The sequence below is a fragment of the Aeromonas mytilicola subsp. aquatica genome, assembly GCF_044336385.1.
GTDB classification, from domain to species: Bacteria; Pseudomonadota; Gammaproteobacteria; order Enterobacterales; family Aeromonadaceae; genus Aeromonas; species Aeromonas rivipollensis.
In genome coordinates this window covers 1,658,683-1,684,508 of the sequence record NZ_CP172298.1, presented here as the reverse complement: position 1 = coordinate 1,684,508, position 25,826 = coordinate 1,658,683, and the positions used below count along the sequence as shown (strand labels likewise).

The window sequence follows — 25,826 nt, the reverse complement described above, 5'->3', positions numbered from 1 at the left end:
GTGGTCGTGAGCGTTGAGACCGACTCACCAGATGAGCCGATGAAGGATCTTGATCGGCTCACGAAATGAGCCGATTGGAGAATATCATTGGCTCACAGAATGAGTCGATGATAAGAGAATTTTCTCTCCACACAAACTAGAGTATGGGAGCATATCATTCATATTATTTCCCTATTAGAATAATCACGCCCAAATGTGTCTGGGTTTGCAGCCTCATAGTCATCGTCAAATATATGATCCCCGCGATGCATCTCCCTCACTGTTGCGAGGGTGCCGAAAAAGCACATTTCACACAGATGCACCTGATAACGCTCACCATCGTGACGGGAACCATAGCCAAAATCCGCCGATAACGAGCCGTATTGATTGGTTCCAAAATTCGTTTTTGTACTACGACCACAAACATCACAGAGAATGTCAATAACCTGCTCTGTTGGCACAATCCCTTTTACGAGCATGCTAAGCTCCTAATCTGATGAGAATAGGAGTTATCATACGCGGACTGACTATATATGATGCAACCTGTTTTTGGTTACTTTTTGGTATCCATGCGAATAAGGGTTTTCACCTCGACAACAGTAGCTCCGATAGGAACACCTATCGAACTCAATAACTCGCCATTTTCAGTTCTGGTAACCTCAGGATCACCCTTATACCAACACCATTCTCGGCCAGTTTTTGTGTCGGCAGCCTCTAAGATGCCACAACGATAATCAAAATTGATGGTCATATAGTTTTCTCTCAACCTGATGCTTAGTCATTAGCATCATCACGTTTCGCTTCTTCAATTAAACGAGTCACTTTCCTAAGCGGGTTTTCAACACCAATATCATCCGTGAGAACGATGATCTGCTTTCCTATATCAAAAGCTGGGGCTGCAACCGCTCGCCCTGCAAGATCCAATGATGCGAGGACGGCAGCTGCCTTCTTTAGCGTTTTAAAAGTTTTGGCGGTTTCAGGACTCAGCCCCCACCACATACCCGTCATATCAGAGTTTGATGTGTACTTAACCAGAAACTCGTCCTTGTAGGGGTCATGCAGTAGCCACCCCAGCATCTTTGCGTGAGCAGGTAGTCCCCACGTCTGTTTCAGTTCATGTGCTGACGGTTCTTTACCCATGAGGTCATCCTTTGTATACGGCGCTAGCTAATATGATGGTTAGAACATAGTCAATACATCAGAAAAAGGGCCTCATAAAGACCTCGGATAGAATAATGCCCAGAGATTCACGAAAAAGTTGATGTTACCCGCAGGGGGCTCATCAACCTCTGCTTCCAGTGCCTCATCCAACATTGTTCTCAGACACATCGCCACCGCCGCACTGAACAGATAGGATGTGGGAATCACAGTGGAGAGTCATTATGTCCTATACCAGTTATCATCCAGGCAAGGCTGAGGCTACTACTATGACGCTCTTTAGCACTCTTGGCATACCGAGCAACCCGTTGGGGGCACATCTATGGATCGTGGCCGGAGTTGCACCGACCATGATTTATCACCTGGCAGAAACGGTGAAGACAGACGTGGGTTCCATATGCCGATTAGTAGGCATAAGCCGGAGCACCGTTGCCCGCAAGCTCAAGACAGGGACTCCCCTGTCAACATCACAGGGAACCAGGATATACGGTGTTGTACAGGCCTTCGATGCGGCACTCTCCCTACACGAGTTCGACACCACAAGGGCATTGTCATGGTTGCACCGACGAGATTGGGGCCTCGGTGGCGTAGCGCCAGCACAGCTACTGAATACACCGATGGGGGTTCAGGCGGTTGTCGATCTGGTGGGACGGATTGAGCATGGGGTGTGCCTATAAAACGAAGCGGGATACCAGCAATTATCTGATGGATTAGTACAACTGGCGGCGCCCACAACATCATAATGATGGGATACCGCCCTCAGAATCTGAGTATCGCTCGAACCAAGTGTCCGGATTTAGTTGACCACAACAATACTGAAGGTTACGAACCTTGTGTTTGTCTGCTTTCTTTAACCTTTACCGAGCTGGACACCTGTCCCTCAAATTTTTTCAAAAATCCATCTACATTCAGGCCAGCAAAAAATGATAGGACATATAGTAACTTCTCTGGGTGCTCAGCTGAAGGCGAACCTACGGCGACAAGACCAGCAGAGATAATCAAATAAGTGGCGAAACCCATCAGGCCTGACGCAAATGGCCGTAATAAATACCAAACAACCCAGACCTCATCCCATTGTTTTCTGACACTATAATTAAGATAGACCGCTCGCAAGCAATACAGTACCCCCCCACTAACAGCTACCAGCACGCACTCGATAACTTGCTTAATCGACACAACCCAAGGAGGGGGTGCATTAGTTGTGACCATGTACCAGTACCCAATGGAAGGTATTAGTAGCAAAAGAAGATAGATGCTAACAGCGATAGCACAGAAAAAATCTCTTCTTGTGTAGGTTTTATGTTGTAGGGGCGGCTCTTTTCTGGTGTTTAGCTGCTCTTGTATAATTTCATTTTGCATTAAATCGATATTCCTTTTTCCCATCGGTTAAAGCGACATAGCTTTGTTCGAACCCCGCAGTTCCAAGAATCAGCATGATGAAATAATTAAGCTGATGTTCAGATTCTAGAAAGGTACTTCGGATCGATTGAGTGTCATCCCAAGAAGGGGTTGGATTACTACAAGGGTGAGTATGCCAATCACCGAGATAGTGTAATCCCTTTTTGAATCTCTCCTGTATTGTCTTGTTGGCTTCTCGCTTATTCCATGAAAAGCCAAAGCGAGACCTCTTGTCAGCGCAGCTGGGGGAGGATACAGATAAGACTGTCACCACACCTGAACCGATTTCCCCAAACAGAAAGCCACCGGCTTCATCTTTATTGCCAGTTTGCTTGTGCTGGTATAACTGGTTGATCGCGTTTTCCGAAAAATACACTGATAGCCCATGTAAAGAGAGGGATGTGAACTCAACAGACGCCGCCTGACTAGATAACTCTGAGGATTCTAGAGCCATCGCCAATCTCTCCATACTTTTCTTCCCAACCTGGATTCCATTTGCCATCTACTGATTGCAGAAGTTTTCGGCTCCCTACCCATACACGATAGCAATCCTCATGAATGCCTTCACAAGCAAGCTCAGTGACAGTCTCAGCTATCATGCTATGCCCGAAGCTAAGTTCTACACCGCCGTATGGCTGGAATACGCCACCACAAAAATGTGTTTTCTTAGTGGTTTGATGGTCAAACTTGGCACAACTCTCTTGGAGCTTTCCTGTGTTATCAAATAGAGACCCGTAGCTAAAACTACCGGCCATATTTACATAGCAATGGGTAGCTACAGCATGTGCTTCGGTAAAACAGAAGACAACACTACATAATAATCTATCATTTTCTATCATTTCCTGTATGGCTTTATCTGATGCCCATTCTGCTGTTGCGCTTATGACCAAATCACATTCTGTTGTAAGTGCTTCTATAGCCTTATCGTCGTCAAACCATTTACGACACCCAGCATACAAAACATCTACCCATGGGTAGCTCTTCTGAATATAGCTTTTGCAAGCTTCCGCCTTATTGGTGCCAACGTAGTTCATGCCAAGAAGGTGCCTGCCGACATTTGCGGCCTCAACCGAATCGCCATCGCATAAAACGAACTGACTGAACCCAGCTTTAATAAGTAGGGGGAGAAGACTTGAACCTACAGAGCCAAGTCCAATAATTCCAATAGTAGTTCCACTGGTTATTGGGATGTATGGGTTCGAGTCTCTGCCTAGAACCCATGATGGGTCTCTGCGTTCAACATCTATTCCACGGATAGCGATTTGCGAACACCTAGCTTTTAGATATTGTAAAGGGATACGGCTATCTCTAAATCCATTCCCAGCTTTTGCTTTAGGCAGATGATCTTGTCCAGCATGACCTCTTGTACTGATGCCACCCACGCATCTCATCGCAGTGACAATTGCACCATTGGCTGTATTGGTTTGTACTAAGAATGCAGGATTATTGAGACTAGAACCCAAGATACATGCGATTGCAGCTAACGCCTGGTCGTGATTGACACATTGGGCTTCCAGTATCGACAAAATATTACCAAGTGTCGTTGGATATTCCGATGGCCGCCAAGCTTCAGTCAGATTAATAAGGAGTGTGGTAGAACAGTGTTTGTGGTTCGGTTTGAGGCCAATATTTTTCAACCAGGCATTGAGCTCATCTTTGGTATCAGCAAATATGATACCTTTGGTGCTGTCATAAGCTACATGGATCTGTCGAGATGTAAGGTTCTTGACGTTACATAAACTGGTGGCCTTCTGTTCCTTTGGAGAGGCGGAATAAGAACGAGCCCAATAACTTAACAACCCGGTGTAGAAGTCCTCATCGAGTTCACCTGAGATTGTTTTTTCTACCAGAGAGTGACTGTCATTGATTAGGTGTTCAACATAAGCAATGTTTTGCGGGTCAAAGGAGACCTCATCTCCCCATACGCAAAGCCTACCTTGCTCTTCAACATGAGGGTACTTTAAGACTTCCAGTTTGGGGTGAGTATAGATGTGCGGAACACTGAAGGGAAAAGTAGGTCTGGCCGCAACAATCAATTGAATCTCACAACCACATTTTGGGTGCCTGATGTCGGTTTGGATACGCCAACTGGCTGCATAGGGGCTTGAGGTAATCCCCAAGCCCTGCAACTCCCCTTCAGATAGTCGCTCAGCCGAATACCTGTCAGAAAGGTACTCACTTAGTACCTCAATTGAGGTCAGCTGAACATTAGGCATACGTGCTTTTTCCGCCCTTAGAAACCGCAGCGGGGTTAGCAACCGTCGAGAAGTCACGCTTTTGTGTTTTTTTTGTTTTCTTTGGCTTGCCTTCAGTGAAAGTGATCATGAGTGAATTCGGATTGCCATCAGCATCTTCACCTTGTTCCACTACAGCCAAAAACTCGCTTCCCTTTTTGTCCTTGAGAATTTTTTCGTATTCATCCCTAGCACGTTGTGATGGAGGTGTCTTTTCACCAAACTCTTGGCTGCTACATAGAATTAATGCATCTGGGTTTGCTAAGCTCAAGGCAGCATGGGCGGACTCATTAAGTTGAGGATCTTCGCATTGCGATTCGCTGTCATTAGAGAGTGAGCGCCAAGAGCAGTGGTGTGGAGCCAGAAGAACGTCATAGGCAAGCTCATCAAGTTGACCCGTAGCCTTCAGTTTGTCATGAAGAACTTCCCAGCACTTAACTTCTGCATCGCCGCCGATGAGAACTGAGTGCGTGTGGGTGGTATTGCAACCAAGTTCGTCATTGTAGATAGTATTAGTCAAGTCAAAGCGGATGATTGCGCTGGAATTGTTCTTTGTAAGCTCTTCTTCATCTTCGGCAACCTCCTGTTTATCGGCAGGAGCAAGCAAGAAAGCATCAAGAGAGTTGTCATCTATACCGGACATGTCGCCGAACAAGGTATAAAGATCGGCAACAATAGGTTGGATATCATCTGTTTTGCCATCTTCATCGGAAGAAAGGATGATAATACGATTGCCTACATCGCCAATGTGCTTGCTATCCCGATAGCGTTGAACTCGACGCTTAGCTTCTGTATTGAATATTCTGGCATCAGGGCAAAGAGGGTTGTTGCCATCTGCTCCTTTTGCTGTAGCTCGGCGGAATACACGAGGTGATGACCAAATTTCGTTGATGAAAATTTTATTGAGCTTATCACTCCAGCCATCTGGATCACCAGTATGGAACATGGTGTCAAATCCGGTTATGTGGTCTGCATCAGGGTGGGTAAGAACAAACACATCCACATAGAGGCGGCCATCTTCGTCAGTGTTCAGGCGCTCTCTCAGACGATCTTCTAGGTAATCGTAGTCACCACCTGATTTTCGATAGCAGTCAATCAAAATCTTTTTGTTATTTTTAGTGGTGATTAAGGTCATGTCTCCGTTACCTACGGGGAAAACCTCTATTGACGGTGATGCCATTAGTGTGCTCCATAATGAAGATGAGTTGAGAATACATGCGCTAATTGATGCACATATCAAACCACTAGTAAGAACGGAATACAACCCAGCGTTGTTGATCAAAATCCAAGTCAGATCACCCTTACCCAATCCGTTGCCCCCTTTATTCACTGGCTTGAGAACAGGCATACCAAACCCTATCAACTTGTACACCAGCCTCACTCCAGCCAGGGGCTAGCAACCCAAGTGTTTTGGTGTCGCAAGTTCAACTTCGGCCTGATGAGTTGCTTGAACCACGCATGGCGTCTCGGATATCGAGGATTGGTGATGTCCCTCTTCCTACAGCGACGCGTTTATGTTGGACAGTCTGTGCACGCACAGCCATAACCCAATAGGATGACTAAAAAGCAAGCAAAGCAATGCTTTTTCGACTTTATTTCATTTGTACCACTTGAAAAAACTGAAAAACTGTCCATTTAATACTTATGAGCACAAAAGAAAATTTCAACATTCCGCTGCTACGCAGCGGAGAGAACCCAGGTTCCCCCCACTTTTAGCAACTTTTAATAAAATTTTGGTATAGCATAGAATAAGGCTGTGCCTTCAGAGCAATTTCTACTCAATGTAGAAGATATAACCAATACATTATCAGCTGGATACATCCGTACTTTAGTGCGGAATAAATATAAATCTTCTTGAACAGCCTCATGATGGCTACCTACTAAGAATCTCGTTCATCTAGACTCTCTTCATGGAAGAGCCTAAATATAAATAAGCTAGAATTCATAACGCCAGGCTCTATTTATTCATCTATTAACAAAAGATAGAATTTTTCACCCAGTCGCATAATCATAGTAGTTAGAATCTTGATCCCCTGTCCATAAGAGATGCTAATACATAATGACTTAAATTAATTTTACTTATAAATGGGTAGGTGATATTAATTGGTGGCTTCAACCAATGGCATGCTTTTTATAAAGCACAAAACAGTTAATCTCCTTTGGAGAACTAGCATCATTTTTGCCTGCCTAACTCATAGGTGAAACTTCCTATTGAGACACTTGGTGATGACAAAAGCTATTTAAGTGTACATATAACTAAGATGCCACTTTTTGAATGAGCAGCAATGTACTAAACTTTATTAGGGGAAAATATGTTAAAGCAAGATGTGACCAGCCATGAAATGGGGCTGGGTAAATATACCTGGCCGCAGGTAATAAGATGGCTCTTAATTGCTTTAGTTATCTATGCAATTGGTAGTGTATTTATAGCTAACCCATTCTCAATTTTTGTTGACCGCTACACGCCAGTTGATTACTCAAGAATAATGTATTTCCATGGTCTGTCTGTCGGTCTTGCTGGGCTTACAGCCTTAATTGTAAGTCAAACTTACAATGTAGATGACAAGCTTAAACGTATAATTTTTTATTGCACTGTTGCGACAGTATTTTTTGGCATTACAGGTGGGGCAATAAACCGCTCAATGGAATATACCAAGCTAATGCTATGGTATCAAATACTTGCATTTATTTCTCTTGATGTGATTTTGTTTGTAATGACATTTGGAATAATAGTGCTGAAAGACCGTGAGATTAGAAAATCATGCACTCACTATTTAGCCATAGCTGCATCATGTACTGCGGTAACTGCTGCGCTCATTGGTGACTTAGCTGGTTTCATTTTGGACTTTGGTGACGTGCTAGGTGCCTTTAGTTGGTACGCAGGTAAGATTGGATATACGTTGCCAGAGTGGCAAGATAGCCTACTTCGATCTCACTCTGATATGATTGTTGTGGCCGTTATTAGTCTAATCCTTTCCATCATAAGCAAAAAATATGGTCGAAACTTAATCGGTGCTGCATTAAAGCTCAAACTCCTTGGTGAATGGATGACAATCATTGGCTTGGTGTTGCTTGTCATCATTCTTGTTGTTTCAGGCTTTGGGGGTTCTGACTTACAGATTCCCCACATATTTACTGAAAAAGGATTTTTTGCCCTTCGTGGTCACAGTGTAGCGGGGATTGACCTGGCAGATTTTGTGATAGGCACCTTTATACTACATGGTGGTCTTGTCGTTGTTGGCGCAATATTGTTTGGAAATAAGGACAAAGGCAATGAATTGAGTAAGTCTGCCAAATATACCTTGGGTGGTATTTTCCTCACCTGGAGCTGCATACTGTTAACTGTTGCAGGCATGGGGTTCTTGGAGGAGTATAGAGCCGACCTTTATAACTCGGCCAAGGATGTACCGCTAGGAGACTTTGGCTTCGCGTTTAGAATGCTGCATCTTGATGTCAGTCTGATGCTATTCCCAGCGATTATGGTTGTCATGCTATTTGCACAGCATCTTTTAAAAGATAGTCATAATAAAACAATCCAAATGTTGCTGCGCATAGCAGTTGTGTTCTGCACAATCGGCTCACTAGTGTACATGGTTTTGAACCCAGCTCCTTTTGGCCCTGGATATTGGGTAGTGGCTGTTGGTGTTGTATTTGTAATTTCAGCTATGATTTATTTCTTCATTCATAGTGACAGCCGTGAGAAAGAAAAATTCAGTCAGTAGGACGTAATCAAGACAAGCATACCGCCGGCAATGGCGGTATGCTCTAATGATTATTAGTAGATAATCATCTAGTTTGTAGCAACAACATTACTCTTGAAGCTCATCGTTGCCCCCATACATGCAAGTGATATTAGTAAAATGCCAACCCATTGATAGAGGGTAAGCACTTCATCCAAGATTACCATTCCAGCTAATGCACTAACTGCGGGTGACGCGCTCATCAGAACACCAAATATGCTCTTGGGAACATGATTTAATGCAAAGCTATCAAATATCAGTGGAAGTGCTGTAGACATGATCGCAATCGTGCATCCAATAACAAAAACATCTATATTGATTTTTTCTATAACTCCACTATTGATGCCAAGTGGAACGATAAACATAGACGCAACAATAAGACCCAGTGAGAAGCCTTGACTTCCAAAGGAAGCAATCTTGCTACCTGAACTAACGTACAGCCCCCAGAAAAGTGCAGATGCCCCTACATATACCACACCAAGAAATTCTATTGATGCATTATTACCGCCAATAGGAAGAAGTGTTAGCCCGGTAAGTGCGAACAAAATGGAAATCAAGTCTTTGGGTTGGCGAGAGCTGAGCAGTGTAACTGTCAATGGGCCAATCACTTCCATTGAAATAGCAATACCTACAGGCATATACTTGAAAGCCATATATATGAACAAATTCATTAAGCCTAGTGTTACCCCAAAAAAGAGCATATTTACAAGATCAGAGAGATTGCATCTTATTCTCCATGGCTTGGTGAAACAACATAATATTATTGCAGCAATACCAACTCTAAGCGCTGACATTCCCTCTGGACCAACTGTAGTAAACGCTGTCTTTGCTAAGGCAGCCCCAGTTTGTAGGGAGATTATAGATAGTAGAGCTGCTCCAATGGGGAAGTATTGTGTGTGACGCATTATATTAATTCCATGTTAGACATACAGAACAAATCTACCAGACATCTACATTGCAAAAGATGCAAATATCAGCAATGATGATGCTGTATGTGCACGATAACTCTAAAATCTCGGTAATCTTAAATGAAAACTTCAAAATTTGTCATTGACGCGATTGATAGAAGAATTCTGGAGTCGCTCAAGCTCAATGCCCGAATGACAGTTGCTGAAATCGCCGAACAAGTCGGTTTGTCACCAACACCATGCGGCAGAAGAATTAAGCAACTTGAGGATGCCGGAATTATTGAAGGGTATACAGCCAAGATTTCGGAAGAGGCATTAGGGCTTGGCATTTGTGTATTTGTATCAATTAAACTGTCTTTGCAAACGCCAGAAGGACACTCTCAGTTTATAGATGCAATTAGAATGAGGCCGGAAATTACAGAGTGTATGATGGTCTCAGGGGATAGTGACTATATGATACGTCTATGGGTGAAGGATATTCCTACCCTTTCTGAGTTCATCCCATCAGTGTTACAAGCAATACCTTGTGTATCTGAAACATCTACAACTTTAATCTTGAAAAACATTAATGGGTTGAATTCCCTTACATAATAACTCCCTGAAATTATTATGCACTTCTAAACGCTGATTCAACACATCATAAAAAATGGACATAACTAAAGCCATGCCCATTTGAAATTTCTGAATGTGATTTGTAACCTATTCTCTGTTAGCTATGTTGACACCCTGTATTTTTTTCCTGAACTCCAGGCAACTACTGCGCCTATAATCACTAAAATCATGCCAGCAATAATAGGTGTCTTTACATCGCTTTCAATTAAAGTGCCTGCAATCGCAGTACCTGCCGAACCAGCAGAGATCTTCATTGCAGCCACCCACAAAAACACCTGCCCTTTTCCTTGTGCTGGAGCATATTCTGTTCGAGCAATTAGTGTTGCTGCAAAGAAGTATGAGTTGAGGATACCTGTACACAAAAAAGCGATAGCAGAAACAGCTATAGAGGAGCAACTGATAATCGCAAACAACCCCCCACATATATAGATGGAGTAAGTTATCATGAGCTTGTCGGGATCACCGTAGAGTGGCTTCCTCATTATAAATACAGAGCCAGCCAAGTTACCGATCCCATATGCAGCTGTTAATACAGCTGCACTTGCTGCATGCTCACCTAATAAAGAGCTAACTTTTACCGCAGTTATTGGTAGTGCAGAAACAGCAAATGCAACTAGCATAGTCAAATATAGCGTCTGTCTAAGTCGAATATCTTTCAACATCACGCATATGATAGCCCATGTACTAGGAACCTTACTCAGATCCCCACCATGTTGAGGGGGGGAGTAAGGTAACCTCATTATCAGAATCGCAGCTAAGATGGTTGAAATAGCCAGGCTGATAACAGCTATAGCAGGGGATGCATAAGCTGACATCCCCGCAACTATGGATGGCCCAATAGTCCCTCCAATGCCATATGACGCCACATCCCAGCCTTGGGAACGTCTTTGTAATTGCTGTGTTTCCCCAGCAACAGTCGATAGCCGACTACTAATTCCCCCTGTTAGTAATGGCCCACAGATACCAGCAATTGAAAATAATACTCCACTAAGAATCCATGATATATGCCCATAGCTTAATGCAGCAATTGTCATTACAACTGCATACACAAGACATGCCAATGCAATCACTTTTCGCCCATCATCTGATGTATCAATTTTCCTGGCAACAAAGGGGCCAAGAAAGTGAGGGGCAGTGATACAGGCACCAAGAATGCCTGTAATCACCCCTGATGCTCCATTTGACATGGCTAATAGGACAACACCGACAACCGCACCACCATCAGCGGCTCTCGCTAATGATGCAGCCAATACATAGTTTAAAAGCCCACGTACATTTTCAACTTCAGTAGATTTTCTTTCAAGCATATAGAATGACTCATCAAGATAGGCTCAATGTACGAATCAACGACATTATCCTCTCTCGTTCATCACCTTGAATAGAATACAAAGGTAAGGGTAGACTAGGTGCCGAAACCAACCCCATCTCCTCCGCTATAGCTGCCACTACTCTTAAGCTTCCACCATTGTTTTTAAATGAATTCCATAGAGCTGTTAGGTTATCAGAAAGCTGAATAGCTAAAGCTGCATCGCCAGTACGCGCTGCTTTAGTAAGTGCCAAAGCTACATTGGGGAATATTCCACCAATTACAGAATACCAAATTTCACATCCGGCATTTAACCCAGTTGCAGCAAGAGCATCACCACTAATACCAATTGTTACATGATTAGGTATTTTATCTCGTAGTCTCAATATCCTTTCTGATGCTGCTTTAGCATCTGTTGGGACTCCTGGGATTTTAATTGATGCAACATTAGGTAGATGAGCAATTCGTCCATGTAGTTCATCACTGAACGTAAAGTTGGTTGTACTAGGGTTGTCATAAACAACCAGGGGGACTGACAGATTGCAAGTTACTGTCTCATATAGACCAAAAACTTCATCATCTGTCAGCTTTTGATATGAGACTGGGGACAGTAGAACCCCCTTAGCTCCAGATCTTTGGGCATCTTCTGCCAACCTGAGAACATCATCAGTTCTCAAAGCGCCGATGCCAATAATGACAGGAATACCCGCTGCATTTTTGACTGCAAGGGAAGCAACCTTGGCTCTTTCCTCACGGCTGAGGTAGACATAGCTTCCTGTAGAACCAAGTGCTCCAATCGAGTCAACATTGGCTTGAGCTAATCGTTCTATCAGCTGGATATAGGCCCTGTCATCGATGCCATGATGGTTGACGGGCGTCAGGGGAAAAGCACTTAGTCCTGAGAACATCTCTCTTGCTCCTTCGTTGTGGATGAACGTTGTTCATAGTTCCCATATAATACTAAGACAATAACAATCTTTGGCATAGGACAAAATGAAGATCAAAGGTAAAACTGCATTAGAGATCTCTGATTGCATCCGAGAACTGGTCTTATGTGGGGAGATTGCACCAGGTGAATCGTTGCCTCCAGTACGGGAACTTGCTGAAATACTTGGAGTTAATAGGAACACGGTATCTTCCGCATACCAACGACTGGTGAAAGCCAATGTAGCTACAACACAAGGCCGACTAGGCACGATTGTTAGTGAACCAAGAAAGGTTGGAGAGGTTGAAGGACTGACCCCCTCTTCATCGCTTGTAGATCTGGCTGATGGAAACCCGAATCCTGATTGGTTACCCAATCTACAGGAGGTATCTCCAGGGTGTTTTCCTAAGGCTGTACTCTATGGAGAGAAAACCGTCATCCCAGAGCTGCTTGAGTTTGGTAGAAGGTGGTTTACTGAGGATTGTCCTTCTGAGTTTGAGCTTGAGTTAACCTACGGTGCTGTCGATGCAGTCGAAAGATTGGCAAATGCTCACTTAGTGTCGGGTGACAAGATTGCAGTCGAAGAACCATGTTTCCTTGGCACAATCAATGCGTTCAGACTGTCTGGCATGCAAATGTTGGGGGTTGAACTTGATGGGCATGGGATGAAGCCTGATGCTCTTGAACACGCTCTAAGTAATGGAGCCAGAGCCGTCCTCATTACTCCCCGTGCGCAAAACCCAACAGGATGCAGCTTAAGTAGACAACGAGCACTAGAGATCAAGGCTGTACTATCATCGTATCCCAATGTACTAGTTATCATTGATGATCACTTTGCTCTTCTTTCGGAGACGCCGTACTTTTCCATTTTGCCATCCACAACAATATCTTGGGTTGTTATTCGTTCCCTTTCAAAAGCACTAGGGCCGGATCTCAGATTGGCCATTGTGGCTTGTGATCAAACCACTGCTGGGCAGTTGAGAACAAGGCTTGCACCTGGGGTAAATTGGGTGAGCCATATTATACAAAGGATTGCTTGGTCTTTGCTGTCATCAACAGAGATTGAGAAATCGTTGCATGACACCTGTATCAAATACTCTACCTTACGTAAGGGATTGATATGCGCATTGCAAGAGAATGATATTTTCACCCCAAATATTCAGGATGGATTAAATGTCTGGATTCCACTTGATGTAGACTCAAACAATGTTGCCTATGAAATGGCAAAGAGAGGATGGTTAATCCGGCGTGGCTCTGCATTTGATGTTCAAAAGAAAACTCATGCAATCCGAGTCACTATCTCAAAGCTAGATACTGTTAAAATAAAAAAGATTGTGGGTGATTTAAGAATGAGTATTGATGCTGTAAGAGTGAAATGACCACTAAGTAATAAGCTGCGATACTGTCTGGCAATATGAATTGATAACAATTCAACCTCTTTCATCTTAGAAGGAGGTTGAAAAATCTACTATAGCTATATTGGGTTAGGCTTTAGCTTCAACGTATGTAAATTCAATTTGCGCATCTGGCATCATTTTCTTGAGACCAGAGATGAGTTCATCACTGGCAGCCTGTAAGGCTTCAAGTGGCATTTCTGGCAGACTTTCTAAAATGAACCACATCTTTTTTGCATGTTCATCAAGTCGAGTCCTTACACCTTGACGCCAATTCCATCTACGGCAGGTTACCCCAGCTTCATCTCTCCAAATGACTTCACCTTTCTCTGGTGGCTCATTTGCTGGCTGACCTGATTTAACTGTATCAAATGCTTCTGTACCTTCAGCAATTGTTAGGTGTGGTATCCCTACATATGCTTCGTAGTTTTCACCACCCACAGGAATTGCATATTTAATGCTGATGGCATTATAGAGATCAACGATAGGATCTGCACTTGTGATCCCACCATCCTTTAGGACTCTATTACGTAAAGCCTCAGCAGAGCATGGCGTTCTTTTCGGTTTTGCGCCAAACTTCTTGAATGCCTCTCCCCATGCAGCAAGGTGCACTTCGGCCCAAGTAGGATTATTCTCATGCACACATTTATATGAGTCTAAAAGTGCCTGAGTCGCTACATCAGAATCAATTATCTCTGATGCCAAGACAGTTATGCTTATAGCTCTAAACCCAGGGGCAATCTCAAATATCTTTGGACTAATCAAAGGTATAACTGACATGCAATGCCTCCATCTATCATTTCTTCTTCAACCCTCTCATATTATACTCTTCCTGAGCATTACCAAAATCAATAAGATTAGAGTAAATCACCCTCAAATTCACTTTCAATTCATTGATTTTTTCTGTAATGAACTTTTGAATACTCAATCTCTTATCTCCAAGATTGCAGAGAGGCTGACGTTATCGAATAACCAATATACTGCATAAAATTATCCATAAGCTCAAATGATTAAAACTAAGTTATCATTAGCTAAACTTATTAAGTTTGGTTGCCATCGGTCAACCTAGTACCTAAATGTTATCGCGCTAATGATTAAGTCATTGATTTTAATGTTTTTTTATATACAAGCTATGCTTATTTTCTATGATTTCGATTCATTATTCTTATGTTTGGAGGGCGGCTATAGTGATTACACCATATCAACTAAAAGGGGATAATCTATGATTCTTAAAATTAACTTTCCTTCGGGTAAAACGGTAACTCTCACAAGATATACCGATAGCATTATTAATGCTCTTAAACAGGTTGGGATATCTTATTCATTAGAAAATAACATCCCGCCAGCTAATAGATCAAACAAATAGCCACTCTCAGTTTGTCACTAAAAATACTATTCATAGTTTGAAACGATATCAGACCTATGGCACAAGGGCTTGCTCGACAAACAGCCTAGCTGTAATGGTGGGCCCCCCAGCCTGGTCACTCCCGAGATGCACATGACCTAGTATGCAATCTGGATCGATTGAACCGTATCGGTTGATGAGTGAAGACATCATCACACTGTGTTTTTGATTCGGGCACGCAGATAATTCAGTAGGAGGATGGCATTAATCCCAGGACGATTAGAGACCTTCCAGAGAGTAATGGTGCCTGATGATGACTTTAACGAGCGGGCCAGATACCTGGGGCGTATGCACCACGAGTGGTGCAAGATATGAAAATGTGTAGTAGCCAACGCTGCTATGTGCGAGATGAGGTTGAGTAGGCCTGGGCGTCTAGTCAGAGCCAGTTGTGGTGCTTTCAGAGGAGGCCCCCCAATATCAATCACTAATTAATGGCTCTTTGAAAGTATTTTATTGCATGCTATTTGTTCTTCATGAAATTTTACCCCCAATTATATCCTTGTTATTGCGTTTCCTGATTCTTGATTGTAGTTTGTTTTCCGATTGAAACCATGGAAGCAAATAAAATAAGGAGATATAAATGAAAAAGTGGTTGTTAGTAGTGGCTATGCTAATAGCATCAACGAGCGCAAATGCCTTAGAGTTTCGAACAGTCTGTAATACATGTGTGACTGATGGGAACTTTCTTGCTGCTGCAAAAAAAGAAGTTGGTAATTTTAATGGTTCTCACACGGTTTATGTTATTAACTTTGAAACAAGTGTTGCAAAGAAATATTCAGTTTACCAAAGTGTGAGATACAATAAGATTGGTGATCCAATTTACTCTCTTGCATATGATGCCATTCCACTTGACGCACCAATGGCGTCTAACATGGTAGTGCAGAAACGGTTAAAGAATGACTATCAAAAATTCATTGATACATCGATTTCAATACCTGCCGAAATTGCTCCAAGTGCATATTCCCTCGTTGCAAGGCCATATTTGGAGAGCCAGGTTTCACAATATTACTTCACAACGTCCAGCTATGGACAGAATGCTGTGGATTATTTGTCACTAATTATAAATATAGCAGGGAAATTACATGGCGTGCGTTTGAACGCAACAGTTAAGTTCTCCGACGGTACAATTGCAAACTTCCGAATATCCGGTCTTAATCATATCGGTGAGTTAACCTTCGATCTAACTGATTCACGTGACAAGGATGGTAATAAATTACCTCTAGATAAAACGTATCTTAACAACGAATATAAATTCTCTGGTGATCCAGGTACGTTCCAAGAGTTCATTAAAGCATTGGATAGACTTAATGTTCCCGTTTCGTTTGGAGGGGGAAGCAACATCGGCCCAGGCGGTTCATCTTCTCCACTCAAATGTGGATTTGAGGGCAAAGTGTATAAATGCTATTTTGGATGAGGTGAAGAGATGGATATTAACAATAACATTTACTTTGCAGTTGCTACGCTGATTGGATTGATAACCAGCATTATATTGTTTATCTATAAGAAAGAGAAAAAGATAGCTTTTGCTAACTTCATTCTCTGTGTGTTGTTTTCTCCAGTTGCATGGGCCTTCACCGTTTATGCGTTTTTAAGAAAAGAAAAATCTAAACACTAAGAACAGATTTTTATTTAAAAAACATTGTCATATAAAAATTTTAATCCAAGCCCTGGCATGCTTTCTGGTCAGGGTTTTTCTCTTTTTTATTTGGAGATTGTATTCACCTTACAACAGCCTACAAAAGGGAGTAATCATCCGTCTTCAAAACGGATAATGAAGCCATATGTCACCCCAGCGAGGAAGTCGCATATCATAGACTCAGCCCGCTAGACCTTACCAAAGTGCTCAATAACGTTAAAACCTTCAATTTCATCGGCATTGCCGCCAGCAGTTATACGAAATCTGCCGCAATTATCAGACCTATGGAGCCAATGGTTGGCTCTACAAGTTGCTTGGTTACAAAGGGGATCGATTACACCTTCGCCAAACCATATCATGGCCCTTTAATGGGAGCGCAAGAACAGGCCAGAGAAGGGTGATGGAGGGGCAGACCCCCTACAGCATGTTGAAAAGGGTCTGAAATTGATACCGAAGGAAGTACACTCTAAAGTAGCGTAAACAAGACACCGGTTTAAAGCCGGTGTCAGGTGATAACTAGATCTGTACACGCCTTTCTAGTCTCCTTATCTCTTGACTAAAAATGCACCCTGCAAGGCTATCACTCGGGGATCCAGGCACTACGATGAATAAGCCACATTTTGGGGGATATAGCAGACCATGTTTTTTACCTCGCTTGTATATCCAGTTACGTCTTATATATTTCCGCACAACATCATCAATTTCTTTAGAAGCTGAATATCTCATGACTCCCCCAATGAGGATGCGTTAGTTAAATCTACAGCTGTTTCTCCAGGTTTGGTTATTTCCTTAAAGTGAAGTTTTATTTGCTCATCATCAGAAACAAAATCATCTGATGCCCATGTCCACTGTAATTGTCTTGTTATATTATTAGCAGCATCTTCTATGCCTTTTTTAGACCACGGTGCAGCTCGATAGCTACCATCAGGCATTAGTTCAACTAACGAAATAGTGTAACTTAGATTGTAAAAGCCAAGTTTTGCACGTTTTTCCGCAGATAACCTACACGAGTCACAGGTTAAAGTAATTCTTCCATTATTAGCATCGACTTTCCATGAGACCTCGGGGAGATGATTAATATGAGCACGCAACCCCTCTGCTAGACAACCAGTAAGCTTATTAACAATCCAGTAGTGAGCTCTACCACTAGCTAAAAAGCTGTCAAACACCGAATCTTCTTGGTCAGTTAACCAACCTTCGGAATATGCAATCCTGCTCTTAGCATGATCAGTTATCTCAATGATTTTCAGTCTTAAATTTGTTATGTCTGATGGATAATTAAAACCATCATTTAAGGTTACAAAATTAGCTTCATCAAATGCTATTCGGTCTAGCTCAGACAACATCCATTTATCAGCCTCACTGGGTGATACCCATTTTAGTCCATCAGGCTTCGGTAATGTCCTTGAGAAAATGAAGGTGGTTTTATGGAAATCACTAATTCTTGGATGGATAAGATCTATGTGTATCCAGGGATATGCATGCTTAACGTTGACATGCATATCATCTGTATAGAAATGGCCCACCTTCTTGATGACATCTTGTACCTCCCACATAATCTCACTAAGGCCATACTCAAAACTTGTACTTATTGAATCCATTACAGTCTTACGGATAAACCAGTGACCATGTACATTGGCAGGATTTAGAATTTGCTCGCTACTCCAACCAGTAATATCTCGAAGTTTTATTAATTCGTCAGGTTGACCAATCAATTGAGCCAGTTCTATTTGGATGCCAAGATCTCTTGCAAAATCATAGATATCTTCGTTCATATCAGGACATTGACTATTATATTTTCTTTGCCACTCAGAAAACTCATTATTAAGTGCTTGGTTATTGCCAAGTTCCAGCTGTGATTTTAGTTGCTTGACTAATTTATCTATATAATGGTAAGACTCAGGGGTGTCTTTTCCTTGTAATACCTCTACAGTTGTTTCAAGCGCTTGAGCTAGAGCATCAGCCAAAGCCTTGCTGGTATGTCCGTTCTTTTCTACTCGTTGGTAATGACCAATGAGGGTTTTTGGTGCGGCCTCTGGAGAGCGTCCCAAAATCTTGTAAGCCTTACTCATCAACATTTCTTGGGTCAGGCCTGATTCAACGCGCAGACCCTTCAGCCTTTCAGGATTGATGACAAACGATGTTCTTCCCATATGAATGAGCTCCTAAGTGACGATGCACATATCATGGCGGAAACAATAAATGTTGTATATACATCATAAATACCACATTTATTTTTTAGCGTAAGCCGAATAACACGGTTCACTGGGTAATACGTTGGGTCTTGAGCTTCGAGTTGCGTAGGGGGGCGGCGGAAAGGAAGGTTGCAGCGATAGCGACATCAGCTGCAATCGTCATTACTTGCCGTGAACCGATAGAGCTTCACCCCACCCAGGGTGGTGGGCGGCAAGAGGTTTAAGATCAAGCAACGCTTGGTTGTGTTGTTTGTTGGTTGGTTGAAAAATGTGACCTGAGTTAACAAATATCCTTGCTCATTATTTTATCTTATCGTTTTGATAAAACTCATCATTGAAGGATCCTATGAGCTACAGTGCCGAAATCAGCCGTACCAGTCCTACAGCGTTCTTGTTTTTGGTAGACCAATCTGGGTCGATGCAAGATTCCATGACCAATGGCAAGTCCAAAGCCCAATTTGTAGCCGATGTTCTGAATCGGACATTAGCCACCCTCATTACTCGCTGTACTAAATCAGAGGGTACTCGTGACTACTTCGAGGTTGGGGTTTTAGGATACAGCGGCTCTACCGCAGAGAATGGTCTTGCTGGAGCATTATCAGGGACAATTCTTCATCCCATCTCTCAAATCGAAGCCAATCCACTGCGTGTAGAAGACCGGATTAAGCGAGTAGATGACGGTGCAGGTGGTCTAGTCGAGCAAGCTATCAAATTCCCAGTATGGTTTGAGCCAAAGGCTTCGGGCGGAACTCCTATGTGTAACGCAATTACCAGTGCTGCTGAACAGTTAGTTGCTTGGTGTGATGCACACCCAGACAGCTATCCACCGACTGTTCTGCATATCACTGATGGTGAGTCTACGGATGGCGAACCTGGGAGCCTGGCACAACAACTCCAACAGATTAGTACCAACGATGGCAACGTTCTGCTATTCAATCTTCATGTGAGTTCTAGTGGTGGTGACCCCGTAAAATTCCCTATCTCTGACGCTGGTCTAAGTGACAGCTATGCAAGACTCCTTTTCAGTATGTCCAGCCCTTTACCTGTACACCTTCAAAAAGTTGCAGAAGAGAAAGGGATCAAAGCAACGATGGAATCTCGTGGTTTTGTTTTCAATGGCGAAATTACTGAGGTTGTGGACTTCTTTGATATTGGCACCCGTGCCGCCCAGCTACGTTAACTATGGAATTTCACATCCTGTTTGATGGAACCGTAGCCAAGCATATTGAGCAGCCAAACGATAACGAAGATGCTTACCGCATAAACCAAGAACGAGGCCGCGTGGTGCTGTCAGATGGGGCTTCTGAGTCGTTTGATGCTAAAAGCTGGGCTAATCTTCTTGTGGATGAATGCATAGATACAGCGCCTTTGGATGAGGCGCTCTCTTCATGCATCCAAAAGTATAACCTTCTACATGATCCGAGCACTCTATCTTGGTCAAAAGCAGCTGCTTACGAAAGAGGCAGTTTTGCCACGATGTTGATTGTTCAAGATGACCCCATTCATGAAAACGTCAATGTTAGTGCCCTAGGAGATAGTCTTGCTGTTTGGAGCGATGGTCATAACCTGCTAGATACAACGCCGTATTCTTGTGCAGAGCAATTCACTCAAAAACCGACTCTTCTAGCAACGCGCAATGAGTTAAATCCTTTATTGAGCGATACCAATAGTGTTTTTTTGACTCAAAAGGAGTGGAGCTACGAGGACAATCAAACGCATTTGCTTCTCTGTATGACTGATGCTCTCGGGGCATGGCTACTGCACCATCAGGAGCATGGTGATAGCTCGGCCCTTGAGAGACTTATTAGTATCAGAAGCCAGCAGGAGCTTCAGGAGCTTGTTGAAACAGAACGCGCAACTGGAAAACTCCGACGAGATGACATCACTTTAATTCTCATTAGCCTGACCAGTGAAGTTTAAGCCATGGCATATCCAACCCTTGAGCAATATAACGAGGCTCTACAATCCCCACAACTCGTATTACAAGATGTAGAGTTAAAGCATGGTACATTGAAGACAACTGGCTTAGGACTTCCTCTGGCTTTATGTGGTGGATTTGCACTTACGTATACTGTACAGGCTGGAGGTAAAAAATTTGCGCTTCGTTGTTTTCACAAGGAATCACGTGAGTTAGAGAGGCGATATCAAGCTATATCTGTTCGAATTAAGCAACTGGCTAGCCCTTACTTTCTACCATTTGAGTTCATCCCTGCGGGTATTCGAATTCAGGGTGCTATATATCCCATCGTTAAGATGGCTTGGGCACAAGGACAAACATTAGCTGAATTCTTGGAGAGTGAGCATCGTAATCCTCAGGCTCTTCAAAAACTACGGCAAGCACTTGCTAATCTAGCATCCTTTCTAGAGCAAAATCAGATCTCTCATGGTGATATTCAGCCAGAAAATATAATGGTGAGTGCAGGTGGTAGCACGATTCAACTTATCGATTATGATGGAATGTATGTTGAGTCATTGCAATCATCTAAAGCAACTGAACTAGGACAGGTAAACTTTCAGCATCCCAAACGTACTGCTAATGATTTCAATGAAAAGCTTGATCGCTTTTCATTTTTGACGCTGGATGTCGCACTTCAAGCATTGATAGCATCTTCTTCAATTTGGACTATTTCTCGCTCTGAACCGAGTGCCGTTGTATTTAGGCGGAATGATTTTCTAGATCCTGGCTCTTCAGTGATTTTTAAAGAGGTTTTAAAAATCACTGGCGTGGGTTTACATGTCAAAAACTTAGCTAGAGTAGCTGTTGGGGACTTTAATAAAGTTCCTACACTTGTGGATTTCCTTCAGAACAAGGGGATCTACCACGAGGAAATTATATTTGGCCAGGGTGCTACCTTGACCAAAGCTGGCTATCAAGGTGCATATGTAGTTTGTGATGCTTTGAAATATGAAAAAGTATTTGAGCAGGTTGGGAGCAGAATAGAGCTTATAGGTAAAATCCATTCGGTTCGCCGTGGGTGGGGAGCGAATAGAAAACCTTATGTATTCGTGAATTTTTCTGATTGGCGTGGAAAAGCAGTCAAGCTAGCTATCTGGTCTGATGGCATGAATGCGATTGGTACTAATGTACCTGACCAGACTTGGGTCGGTCGTTGGCTATCCGTTACAGGCCTCGTTGATGCGCCTTATCATGGGCATGCAAAATCGACTACCTACACACATATCTCGATCACTATAACTGCACCAGGTCAGATACAGCAGATACCAGAACAGGAAGCCAGATATCGCCTTCTTGGGGGCATCGCAACACCTACAAAGGGGGCTGCGAGTCAAAATGCTAATATTCTCTCAACGATGACGAAAGGGACTGGTGCTCAAACTTCACCCATTCAAATAACACGAGCACCCTCAGTCCCCCAGAATAGTTCAAATCAGCAACTGCTTGAGAAGATGCGGGCTCAGCAAGTACCTCAGGTAACATACACGAGTGCGCCCCCCGTACATCTATCTTCAAACATGGGTAATTCTGCAAGGAGTAACCCAGTCGGTACTAATAGGAAGTCATCTGGCTTAGGTTGGGGAGGATGGCTTTTTATTATAATTGTGGGCTTTATGCTCCTACGAGGTTGTGCGAGTTAAATTTCATAGCTTGGTATTGAGTTGATATCGAAGCTGTACAGAATTGACGGCGGCAGAATGAATCCTTCTGCGTCACGTTGCTGCTTGTCCGCAACACCTCCTGAATGACCTCAGTCTGAGGTGCTTGAAGTGTCTAGGAAGGTAGAGAGATATTGTTTTCTAGCACGGAAGAAGTTTAAAAAACAGTCCTTTGGGAGTAGAGTGTGTGGATGTGTTTGGATCTGTACAAGTGCTTCTAAAGGGACGTAAATGACAAATTTTTGACATGTCATTTATTACAATCCTTTAACAATTAAGGCTAAAAAATGAGCTCTCAGTTTTCTGCTGAAGTTGAAGCTTTCATAAAAAGATATGTAAAAGATTTGGAGGAAGGCGCTGCTGCTGTGTTTGCAGGTGCAGGTTTATCTAGAACTTGCGGGTTTGTTAACTGGAAAGAACTGCTTCGTGAAATTGCGGAGGAGTTGGAATTATCTGTTGAGTTTGAACACGATCTTATTTCCGTTGCGCAATATCACGTTAATAAGAAAAATAGTGCAACAGGATTATCTAGGAAAATTCTGGAAGAGTTTTCAGAGCAAGCTGAACCATCCGAAGCCCATAAGATTCTAGCTAGACTCCCGATAAGAACATACTGGACAACCAATTATGATACTTTGATTGAGGATAGTCTCAAAGAAAATTATCGGGTTGCAGATGTCAAACGCAAGGTTGATGATCTTATTCTTACTCGTCCGAAGCGAGATGCTGTTGTTTACAAAATGCATGGTGATGTGGATTCACCAGGTGCAGCAGTACTCTACAAAGCTCAATATGAACAGTACTATAAAACTCATGAGGGTTTTGTAACCGCATTAAGTGGCGATCTGATTTCAAAAACATTTCTCTTTATTGGCTTTAGTTTCACCGACCCTAATCTTGACTACATACTGAGCCGTTTACATGTGCCTGATCGTCATAGGCGAACTCACTATTGCTTCCTTCGTAAGGAGCCTGCGACTAAGCAGCATGATGAGGATGAAGCTGGTGCAATTTATAGACAACGTAGGCAAGATCATCATATTCGTGATCTACTCAGATTCGGCATCGAAGCTGTGCTTGTTGAAGAATACGATGACATTCCGGTGATCTTGAAAGAGATTGAGAGCCGGTTCCGTAAGAAAACTATTTTTATCTCTGGTAGTGCAGAAGAATATGGTGATTGGGACAAACAGGATGCGTTGAGTTTTGTACATACACTCTCAGCATCGCTAGTGAAAGCTGGCTATCGAGTTGTCAATGGTTTTGGTTGGGGGATTGGCAGTGCAGTCATTAATGGAGCACTTGATGCCATTTACTCTAAACCAGATAAATACTCCGAAGAACAACTTATCATGCGTCCATTTCCACAGCATCCATCAAACGGTAAAGAGTTGGCTGAATTATGGAATGAGTATCGACATCGCATGATCGGCCTTTCTGGCATTGCATTGTTTCTATTCGGCAACAAGCTTAACGAGGACAGCAATGTCATCAATGCTGGAGGTGTGCGTAAAGAATTTGAGATCGCCCAAGGTACAGGAGTCGCTGTACTTCCAATTGGCGTAACAGGCTATATGGCTAAAGAGTTGGCTGAGGAGATGCTGAGAGAACCAGGGAAAAGCTTTACTCAGTATCCTTGGCTGGAAAAGGAAGTAGCCAGACTTTTAGACCCAGCAATTGATAGAACTAAAATCAACCAGGATATTCTTTCTATTTTGAAGAAATTAGGAGGTTAGATATGAAAAGGAAGGTTTTCTACAGTTTTCATTTTGATAATGATGTTATGCGAGTGCAGCAGATCCGCAACATGGGTCTGCTGGAAGGTGATGAACCTGTTAGTGCTAATACTTGGGAGGAGATTAAACGTTCTGAACAAGGGGTTAAGAACTGGATCAACAAAAATATAGAAGGTAAATCCTGCCTGGTTGTGCTTATCGGGAGCCAAACAGCTAATCGACCTTGGGTTAAGTACGAGATTGAAAGAGCCTGGAGCCAAGGGAAGGCCGTAGTGGGTATTTATATCCATCGACTTAATTGCCCTCGTAATGGATATGACAAGAAAGGAGCTAATCCATTCGATAAATTCACTTTCAAGCGTGGCGATAAAGTAATTACACCACTGGTTTATGAACCCAACTACAACGATGCTTATAACGATATCAAGAATAATTTGGCAACTTGGATAGAAAATGCAATAAAGCAATAAGCAATCAATAGGGAGATAAGATGGCCTATTTTACTAAAAGTGAGGCACGAGCAGCTGCCGCATCTGCTCGCGGCTATAAAGCCGCTAATACGGTTCTGAAGGAAGGTATGGAGAAATACACAGTACATGATAAATTTGATGTATTTCTTTCTCACTCAATGGACGATGCCGACCTGGTGTTAGGGGTTATGACTCTATTGCAAAAGCAAGGTCTGCGCGTCTATGTTGATTGGGTTGTTGACCGTCAATTAAATCGCGATTCGGTGAATAAGGAGACGGCTGCGGTACTTCGGGAGCGGATGAAGTCATCAAGTTCTATGATGTATATCGCCACCGACAATGCTTCCAGCTCAAAATGGATGCCTTGGGAACTAGGTTTCTTTGATGGGTATAAGCCTAATCAGGTAGCGATTCTCCCACTTGTAGATTTCGAAAATCAAAGCTTTGAAGGACAAGAGTATCTTGGCCTTTATCCCGTTGTAACAAAACACCTTCAAAATAATTCGTTAAATCATTATGTAGAGGACAGAGGTCAAAGGTGGAGTAACCTGAATAACTTTGCTAGGGGAACTCCATCGTGGAATCGCTATTCATCATAAGTGATTTTCTGGATGTATAGCTAAGGTGTATGGAGATGGTTTTCACCTGACAGCCGCTCACTAAAGATTGTGGTCATACGGATTCAAGCTGGATGCCAAAATGGCTCTCCTACTGTGCTATCTGGGGTCACCGTATGACCACCGACAAGAAATGTAGCGCGTCTATTAGAGCTCGCCAAGGAACTCAATTGCGCCAGCTAAGCATGCAAACTCATCGGCTACAGCCGCCAGCAGTTCTACGAAATCCATCGTAATTACCAGACCTATAAGTGCCAAAGTCTAGGTTGCAAAGGGAAGCATCGATGGCTCGCTCACCAGGCCGATTCATGGGACTTTAGGGGACTCGCAGGAGCGAGCTGGCTATTAGGGATAGGATGATGAAAGGAAAGCCCCTACAGTACAGTGGCAAGGTTCTAACATTGATATCAAAGGAACTGCGCATAAAAGTAGGGTAAACAAGGCACCGGTTTGAGTCCGGTATCAGGTGATAACTAGATCTGCACAGGTAATAGTCCC

General features: G+C 42.9%; 23 protein-coding genes and 2 pseudogenes. 13 read left to right on the top strand and 12 right to left on the bottom strand.

The features are described 5' to 3' along the window. Positions 1-158 precede the first annotated feature (158 nt). From ACFWHB_RS07835 to ACFWHB_RS07825, 3 genes are all read right to left on the bottom strand, one after another. Positions 159-458: a hypothetical protein gene (locus tag ACFWHB_RS07835; protein ID WP_139463759.1), complete on the bottom strand. Its 300-nt coding sequence runs from the start codon at positions 456-458 to the stop codon at positions 159-161. Positions 459-532: 74 nt separating this feature from the next. Further along, the gene (locus ACFWHB_RS07830; protein WP_139477667.1) at positions 533-730 is read right to left on the bottom strand and encodes a hypothetical protein; all 198 of its coding nucleotides are present in this window, start codon (positions 728-730) and stop codon (positions 533-535) included. A 23-nt stretch (positions 731-753) separates the two neighbouring features. After that, entirely contained in the window at positions 754-1,119 is a 366-nt protein-coding gene (locus tag ACFWHB_RS07825) for a hypothetical protein (RefSeq protein WP_395949862.1), read from the bottom strand. Positions 1,120-1,334: 215 nt separating this feature from the next. On the opposite strand from ACFWHB_RS07825, the gene ACFWHB_RS07820 reads away from it, so the two are divergent. Further along, a complete protein-coding gene (locus tag ACFWHB_RS07820) occupies positions 1,335-1,814 on the top strand; it encodes an antitoxin Xre/MbcA/ParS toxin-binding domain-containing protein (RefSeq protein WP_395949861.1) in 480 nt (159 codons plus the stop codon). Next, positions 1,762-1,941, top strand: a pseudogene (locus ACFWHB_RS07815) (IS3 family transposase); the annotation flags it as partial. The gene ACFWHB_RS07820 and the pseudogene ACFWHB_RS07815, both read left to right, overlap by 53 nt. An 18-nt stretch (positions 1,942-1,959) precedes the next feature. Here the strand turns inward: ACFWHB_RS07815 and ACFWHB_RS07810 are convergent. Genes ACFWHB_RS07810 through ACFWHB_RS07795 form a run of 4 tightly spaced genes read right to left on the bottom strand, consistent with a single transcriptional unit; the run spans position 1,960 to position 6,141 of the window. After that, a complete protein-coding gene (locus ACFWHB_RS07810) occupies positions 1,960-2,496 on the bottom strand; it encodes a hypothetical protein (RefSeq protein WP_395949860.1) in 537 nt (178 codons plus the stop codon). Continuing rightward, the gene (locus tag ACFWHB_RS07805) at positions 2,486-2,989 is read right to left on the bottom strand and encodes a Mov34/MPN/PAD-1 family protein (protein ID WP_075384631.1); all 504 of its coding nucleotides are present in this window, start codon (positions 2,987-2,989) and stop codon (positions 2,486-2,488) included. Before ACFWHB_RS07805 ends, ACFWHB_RS07810 begins: the two co-directional genes overlap by 11 nt. Further along, positions 2,961-4,751, bottom strand: coding sequence for a ThiF family adenylyltransferase (locus ACFWHB_RS07800; RefSeq protein WP_395949859.1), 1,791 nt, complete (start codon positions 4,749-4,751; stop codon positions 2,961-2,963). Before ACFWHB_RS07800 ends, ACFWHB_RS07805 begins: the two co-directional genes overlap by 29 nt. Then, positions 4,744-6,141 carry a hypothetical protein gene (locus tag ACFWHB_RS07795; protein ID WP_395949858.1) on the bottom strand — a complete coding sequence of 466 codons (1,398 nt, stop codon included), beginning with the start codon at positions 6,139-6,141 and terminating at the stop codon, positions 4,744-4,746. The genes ACFWHB_RS07800 and ACFWHB_RS07795 overlap by 8 nt, the downstream gene beginning before the upstream one ends. A 940-nt stretch (positions 6,142-7,081) precedes the next feature. Here ACFWHB_RS07795 and ACFWHB_RS07790 point away from each other — a divergent pair. Next, the gene (locus ACFWHB_RS07790; RefSeq protein WP_395949857.1) at positions 7,082-8,491 is read left to right on the top strand and encodes a hypothetical protein; all 1,410 of its coding nucleotides are present in this window, start codon (positions 7,082-7,084) and stop codon (positions 8,489-8,491) included. Positions 8,492-8,559: 68 nt separating this feature from the next. On the opposite strand, the gene ACFWHB_RS07785 is transcribed toward ACFWHB_RS07790, so the two are convergent. Continuing rightward, entirely contained in the window at positions 8,560-9,414 is an 855-nt protein-coding gene (locus ACFWHB_RS07785; RefSeq protein ID WP_395949856.1) for an EamA family transporter, read from the bottom strand. A gap of 123 nt (positions 9,415-9,537) precedes the next feature. Here ACFWHB_RS07785 and ACFWHB_RS07780 point away from each other — a divergent pair, with 123 nt between their 5' ends. Beyond that, on the top strand, positions 9,538-10,008 hold the full coding sequence (locus tag ACFWHB_RS07780) for an Lrp/AsnC family transcriptional regulator (protein ID WP_395949855.1): 471 nt from the start codon (positions 9,538-9,540) through the stop codon (positions 10,006-10,008). Positions 10,009-10,130: 122 nt separating this feature from the next. Here ACFWHB_RS07780 and ACFWHB_RS07775 read toward each other — a convergent pair whose 3' ends face one another. Next, the gene (locus ACFWHB_RS07775; protein WP_395949854.1) at positions 10,131-11,336 is read right to left on the bottom strand and encodes an MFS transporter; all 1,206 of its coding nucleotides are present in this window, start codon (positions 11,334-11,336) and stop codon (positions 10,131-10,133) included. Positions 11,337-11,349: 13 nt separating this feature from the next. Beyond that, positions 11,350-12,243, bottom strand: coding sequence for a dihydrodipicolinate synthase family protein (locus tag ACFWHB_RS07770; protein ID WP_395949853.1), 894 nt, complete (start codon positions 12,241-12,243; stop codon positions 11,350-11,352). A gap of 85 nt (positions 12,244-12,328) precedes the next feature. On the opposite strand from ACFWHB_RS07770, the gene ptsJ reads away from it, so the two are divergent. Then, the gene (gene ptsJ, locus ACFWHB_RS07765) at positions 12,329-13,639 is read left to right on the top strand and encodes a MocR-like B6 salvage transcription factor PtsJ (RefSeq protein ID WP_395949852.1); all 1,311 of its coding nucleotides are present in this window, start codon (positions 12,329-12,331) and stop codon (positions 13,637-13,639) included. 105 nt (positions 13,640-13,744) lie between these two features. Here the strand turns inward: ptsJ and ACFWHB_RS07760 are convergent, their stop codons facing one another. Further along, positions 13,745-14,434: a B3/B4 domain-containing protein gene (locus ACFWHB_RS07760; protein ID WP_395949851.1), complete on the bottom strand. Its 690-nt coding sequence runs from the start codon at positions 14,432-14,434 to the stop codon at positions 13,745-13,747. Between the two features lie 1,205 nt (positions 14,435-15,639). Here ACFWHB_RS07760 and ACFWHB_RS07755 point away from each other — a divergent pair. Beyond that, positions 15,640-16,473 carry a hypothetical protein gene (locus ACFWHB_RS07755; protein ID WP_395949850.1) on the top strand — a complete coding sequence of 278 codons (834 nt, stop codon included), beginning with the start codon at positions 15,640-15,642 and terminating at the stop codon, positions 16,471-16,473. A 944-nt stretch (positions 16,474-17,417) separates the two neighbouring features. Here the strand turns inward: ACFWHB_RS07755 and ACFWHB_RS07750 are convergent. Beyond that, the gene (locus ACFWHB_RS07750; protein ID WP_395949849.1) at positions 17,418-18,848 is read right to left on the bottom strand and encodes a hypothetical protein; all 1,431 of its coding nucleotides are present in this window, start codon (positions 18,846-18,848) and stop codon (positions 17,418-17,420) included. 388 nt (positions 18,849-19,236) lie between these two features. Between ACFWHB_RS07750 and ACFWHB_RS07745 the strand changes: the two genes are divergently transcribed. The 7 genes and pseudogenes from ACFWHB_RS07745 to ACFWHB_RS07715 all read left to right on the top strand — a co-directional run. Beyond that, positions 19,237-20,070, top strand: coding sequence for a vWA domain-containing protein (locus ACFWHB_RS07745; RefSeq protein WP_210599858.1), 834 nt, complete (start codon positions 19,237-19,239; stop codon positions 20,068-20,070). Positions 20,071-20,072: 2 nt separating this feature from the next. Then, positions 20,073-20,810, top strand: coding sequence for a hypothetical protein (locus ACFWHB_RS07740; RefSeq protein ID WP_210599857.1), 738 nt, complete (start codon positions 20,073-20,075; stop codon positions 20,808-20,810). A 3-nt stretch (positions 20,811-20,813) separates the two neighbouring features. Further along, positions 20,814-22,487, top strand: a complete 1,674-nt coding sequence (locus tag ACFWHB_RS07735; RefSeq protein ID WP_395949847.1) for a protein kinase family protein — start codon at positions 20,814-20,816, stop codon at positions 22,485-22,487. Between the two features lie 305 nt (positions 22,488-22,792). Beyond that, the gene (locus ACFWHB_RS07730) at positions 22,793-24,241 is read left to right on the top strand and encodes an SIR2 family protein (protein ID WP_395949846.1); all 1,449 of its coding nucleotides are present in this window, start codon (positions 22,793-22,795) and stop codon (positions 24,239-24,241) included. Positions 24,242-24,243: 2 nt separating this feature from the next. Continuing rightward, positions 24,244-24,711 (top strand): TIR domain-containing protein, encoded by a 468-nt coding sequence (locus ACFWHB_RS07725; RefSeq protein WP_016351278.1) that lies wholly within the window; start codon positions 24,244-24,246, stop codon positions 24,709-24,711. Between the two features lie 20 nt (positions 24,712-24,731). Next, the gene (locus ACFWHB_RS07720; protein WP_043158960.1) at positions 24,732-25,310 is read left to right on the top strand and encodes a TIR domain-containing protein; all 579 of its coding nucleotides are present in this window, start codon (positions 24,732-24,734) and stop codon (positions 25,308-25,310) included. A gap of 134 nt (positions 25,311-25,444) precedes the next feature. Beyond that, positions 25,445-25,668, top strand: a pseudogene (locus tag ACFWHB_RS07715) (IS481 family transposase); the annotation flags it as partial. Positions 25,669-25,826 lie beyond the last annotated feature (158 nt).

Bases quoted from the DNA above. Each gene is read 5' to 3' on its own strand.
- ACFWHB_RS07835 (WP_139463759.1), bottom strand. From the start codon at position 458: ATGCTCGTAAAAGGGATTGTGCCAACAGAGCAGGTTATTGACATTCTC.
- ACFWHB_RS07830 (WP_139477667.1), bottom strand. From the start codon at position 730: ATGACCATCAATTTTGATTATCGTTGTGGCATCTTAGAGGCTGCCGAC.
- ACFWHB_RS07825 (WP_395949862.1), bottom strand. From the start codon at position 1,119: ATGGGTAAAGAACCGTCAGCACATGAACTGAAACAGACGTGGGGACTA.
- ACFWHB_RS07820 (WP_395949861.1), top strand. From the start codon at position 1,335: ATGTGGGAATCACAGTGGAGAGTCATTATGTCCTATACCAGTTATCAT.
- ACFWHB_RS07810 (WP_395949860.1), bottom strand. From the start codon at position 2,496: ATGCAAAATGAAATTATACAAGAGCAGCTAAACACCAGAAAAGAGCCG.
- ACFWHB_RS07805 (WP_075384631.1), bottom strand. From the start codon at position 2,989: ATGGCTCTAGAATCCTCAGAGTTATCTAGTCAGGCGGCGTCTGTTGAG.
- ACFWHB_RS07800 (WP_395949859.1), bottom strand. From the start codon at position 4,751: ATGCCTAATGTTCAGCTGACCTCAATTGAGGTACTAAGTGAGTACCTT.
- ACFWHB_RS07790 (WP_395949857.1), top strand. From the start codon at position 7,082: ATGTTAAAGCAAGATGTGACCAGCCATGAAATGGGGCTGGGTAAATAT.
- ACFWHB_RS07785 (WP_395949856.1), bottom strand. From the start codon at position 9,414: ATGCGTCACACACAATACTTCCCCATTGGAGCAGCTCTACTATCTATA.
- ACFWHB_RS07780 (WP_395949855.1), top strand. From the start codon at position 9,538: ATGAAAACTTCAAAATTTGTCATTGACGCGATTGATAGAAGAATTCTG.
- ACFWHB_RS07775 (WP_395949854.1), bottom strand. From the start codon at position 11,336: ATGCTTGAAAGAAAATCTACTGAAGTTGAAAATGTACGTGGGCTTTTA.
- ACFWHB_RS07770 (WP_395949853.1), bottom strand. From the start codon at position 12,243: ATGTTCTCAGGACTAAGTGCTTTTCCCCTGACGCCCGTCAACCATCAT.
- ptsJ (WP_395949852.1), top strand. From the start codon at position 12,329: ATGAAGATCAAAGGTAAAACTGCATTAGAGATCTCTGATTGCATCCGA.
- ACFWHB_RS07760 (WP_395949851.1), bottom strand. From the start codon at position 14,434: ATGTCAGTTATACCTTTGATTAGTCCAAAGATATTTGAGATTGCCCCT.
- ACFWHB_RS07755 (WP_395949850.1), top strand. From the start codon at position 15,640: ATGAAAAAGTGGTTGTTAGTAGTGGCTATGCTAATAGCATCAACGAGC.
- ACFWHB_RS07750 (WP_395949849.1), bottom strand. From the start codon at position 18,848: ATGGGAAGAACATCGTTTGTCATCAATCCTGAAAGGCTGAAGGGTCTG.
- ACFWHB_RS07745 (WP_210599858.1), top strand. From the start codon at position 19,237: ATGAGCTACAGTGCCGAAATCAGCCGTACCAGTCCTACAGCGTTCTTG.
- ACFWHB_RS07740 (WP_210599857.1), top strand. From the start codon at position 20,073: ATGGAATTTCACATCCTGTTTGATGGAACCGTAGCCAAGCATATTGAG.
- ACFWHB_RS07735 (WP_395949847.1), top strand. From the start codon at position 20,814: ATGGCATATCCAACCCTTGAGCAATATAACGAGGCTCTACAATCCCCA.
- ACFWHB_RS07730 (WP_395949846.1), top strand. From the start codon at position 22,793: ATGAGCTCTCAGTTTTCTGCTGAAGTTGAAGCTTTCATAAAAAGATAT.
- ACFWHB_RS07725 (WP_016351278.1), top strand. From the start codon at position 24,244: ATGAAAAGGAAGGTTTTCTACAGTTTTCATTTTGATAATGATGTTATG.
- ACFWHB_RS07720 (WP_043158960.1), top strand. From the start codon at position 24,732: ATGGCCTATTTTACTAAAAGTGAGGCACGAGCAGCTGCCGCATCTGCT.